The organism is Ruegeria sp. HKCCD6428 (assembly GCF_013110595.1).
Lineage (GTDB): Bacteria > Pseudomonadota > Alphaproteobacteria > Rhodobacterales > Rhodobacteraceae > Ruegeria.
On sequence record NZ_WVQX01000024.1, the window covers coordinates 1 to 2,660 of the forward strand.

A 2,660-nucleotide genomic window follows, 5' to 3' on the forward strand; every position below is an offset into this window, starting at 1 on the left:
GATTGAACTACGGGCGTATTCAACAAGGTTCAGGCACAGAGACCGGCGGTGGTGACTTCAACTACTCAATTGAAAAAGCGGATGCAGAGTCTCTGGTCGCTTCCATTGGAGTTGACTACCAACGGGACTTCTTGACAGAGAATGGTGTGCTAACCCCAGTTGCCTTTGCTCGTTACGAGTATGACTTCTTTGCCAACAAGGATAGTGAGCACGAAATCACTGTAACGAGCCCGATATTTGGCACGTTCACACAAGTCGGACAAAACCGAGGGGCAAATGGCTTCGTGCTTGGTCTGGGGCTAGGGTATCAGATTTCTGATCTGGCCAGACTAACGGCAGGATATGGCTATTCAGTTCGCTCCAACGGCCAAGAGCATGGCCTCGGTGCAAACTTAAGTGTTCGGTTCTGATTAGGGCGGACCAACGAAGAGGAGTGATAAGCTAGCTGCAACAACTTGCGGAAGCTATCGTGGCAATGTGAGCTTCATTCTCTAGCGATCAAAATTTGGGGATATTAAAAACATAAAGCCGCGATTTCTTGGCGTCGTCTGTCAGGATATAGAGAAGCCCTTTGGTCTCATCGAGAGCGATCCCTTCGGGATGTTTAACTTCCTTTTGGTGAGACAGAGCTCAGCCTTCATTTCTGGTGTAAACTGCGAGCCCACCTGCAAATGAAAACCAGCGCCAAGATGTTGAGCAACGGTGCAATCGCCGCGAACCACGGCTTGGCGGACTCCGAAATTAAGTCCGCTACAAGTATCCAAGGTAGTCCCAACGGCAGCAGGAACACTCCGGACAAAGGGTCTCGTTCCTGTCCCAACCAGCCAAATGTGCCCGTCAAGAATGCAACCAACGCCAACAGGTACAGGACCGCGAATACGATGATGGTGGTTCTACAAACCAAGTCGAGTCTCAGCAGATCAAGCCAGTGCTGCGCAGCCGTTTTCAGCTACGCAGCAGACAGGTCACAATGCGCCTTCGTCGCCCAGGAACTCGATACCAGCCGTCGCGCCATCACTGTAAGCAATGCAATTCCAAGGAGCACGATCCTCGCCAACGCCGACTGTGACCTGTGTTCCCGCCTCGCTAAACGCGGATGAGAGCACCACGACTTGCGAATTGTTCGTCGTGTTGGCTACATCTCGCAAACACGCCTGCTGAGCCGGCGTGAGCTCGGCGGACGCGCTTGATGTACTCGTATCGTCGCAGGCCGCAAGCAGTGCGAAACATGTCGCGCCTGCAATCATCACCAACTTGTTAGACATTTTCTTCTCCCTCTGGTTCCCTTGAAATTAGTGAAATTGGATGGGCTTGTTTGAAGTTCTCGCGTCAGAGCAGGCTATGGAACATACTTCGACCCTGTGATTTCCCTTCCCAACAACTTGTCGCGGGGGGCTTGGCGGGCAGAGCGATACTACTTTGACTACCGAAACCGCCGACAACGTGTGAAAGCTGAATGACGACACTGGCAAAAGCTCGAGCGAATTCTGGAAATAGGGCGAGTACGTTTAGTCTGAGCATCGCGTCCTCCCAGCGCTCAATCATTGTAAAGTGCCTTCCGACCGCCAGCACTCACTCCAGCAGTCGGAAGGGCTCGGCACAGCGAGCAGCAACGACAACAACGGAGGTAAAATAAAGTTGTGTCGAATTCGCATGTTTGAATCCAATTTTTAATAAATCAATATTTTTTCCGCGCGTAAATTTCTCTACGCTCTCGTACGATAGGCTTCTGCGTTCAAACAAAAAAGTAAGTGGGAGCTGCGAGTGTGTTCCCCTGAGCGGCGAAGCAATTTGAGGCCGCACAGAAACAATGAAGGGATTGAAAGATGGGATTTGGTGAAGCCGTTAAGACGTGTTTCTCGAAATACTTCCAGTTCTCCGGTCGGGCTATACGCTCAGAATACTGGTGGTTCTTCTTGTTTGTGGTGCTCGTGAGTGCTGGTTTAGCTGTGCTGGATACGATCATATTCGGAACCAATCCAGAAACTGGGCAAGGATCTCGGGTTCTGTCCTCTGTTTTCCAACTGGCTGTTCTCATACCTATGCTGGCTGCCGGTTGGAGACGGCTGCATGATACAGGACGACCTGGCTGGTACTTGCTGCTGCCGATGGCGCTCAGCATTACAACGCTTTTTGTTATGCTGGGTGGGGTGGCGTTCTTCTCGGTATTGGAGCAAGGGACCGAAAACCCCGATGCCTTGCGAGGACCTGCGGCCGTCCTGGGCGTAACCGGTATTGTTGTTGTCTCAATTCTTCAATTGGTTCTGTCCATCCTGATGATCTGGTGGCTTACGCGACCTTCCCAAGAAGGCGCAAACGAATACGGCGAACCTGTTTCTTGACCTGGCTGCCCGGGCAATTGGCTGGAATCTCTGCTGAACGACAGCGCGAACCGTAACTCCATGGAGAGAAAAAATGAGTTTCAAAACGATTTCCACTGGGACGCTGATGGTGGTTATGGCGACTACAGCATCAGCGGAGTGGTCGTTTAGTTCCGGGCCCAATCCCAATGCATTTATTCAATCTGGAAACATGACGCTGGAACTTCAGTGTAACCGAATCCGCTTTGCACCGGCTGGATATGAGGACAGCCAGGACATTGTGGAGAAGCAGGGGCTTTCCATTCGATTTTTGAAGAACGGCACCACCGAAGTTGGGGC

The 2,660-nt window shown here is 51.6% G+C and carries 3 protein-coding genes and 1 pseudogene; 3 read left to right on the forward strand and 1 reads right to left on the reverse strand.

Annotated elements, in window-relative coordinates; all coding sequences use genetic code 11:
• The coding region (locus GS620_RS21785; RefSeq protein WP_171617723.1) for an autotransporter outer membrane beta-barrel domain-containing protein at positions 1–410 on the forward strand (410 nt) is incomplete at its 5' end.
• Between the two features lie 555 nt (positions 411–965).
• Here GS620_RS21785 and GS620_RS21790 read toward each other — a convergent pair.
• Positions 966–1,265, reverse strand: a complete 300-nt coding sequence (locus GS620_RS21790) for a hypothetical protein (protein WP_171617724.1) — start codon at positions 1,263–1,265, stop codon at positions 966–968.
• Between the two features lie 561 nt (positions 1,266–1,826).
• Here GS620_RS21790 and GS620_RS21795 point away from each other — a divergent pair.
• Both GS620_RS21795 and GS620_RS21800 read left to right on the forward strand, forming a co-directional pair.
• The gene (locus GS620_RS21795; RefSeq protein ID WP_170734114.1) at positions 1,827–2,342 is read left to right on the forward strand and encodes a DUF805 domain-containing protein; all 516 of its coding nucleotides are present in this window, start codon (positions 1,827–1,829) and stop codon (positions 2,340–2,342) included.
• A gap of 73 nt (positions 2,343–2,415) precedes the next feature.
• Positions 2,416–2,660 (forward strand): annotated as a pseudogene (locus GS620_RS21800) (hypothetical protein); the annotation flags it as partial.

Excerpts from the sequence above, each read along its gene's own strand:
- GS620_RS21790 (WP_171617724.1), bottom strand. The coding sequence starts at position 1,265 with ATGTCTAACAAGTTGGTGATGATTGCAGGCGCGACATGTTTCGCACTG.
- GS620_RS21795 (WP_170734114.1), top strand. The coding sequence starts at position 1,827 with ATGGGATTTGGTGAAGCCGTTAAGACGTGTTTCTCGAAATACTTCCAG.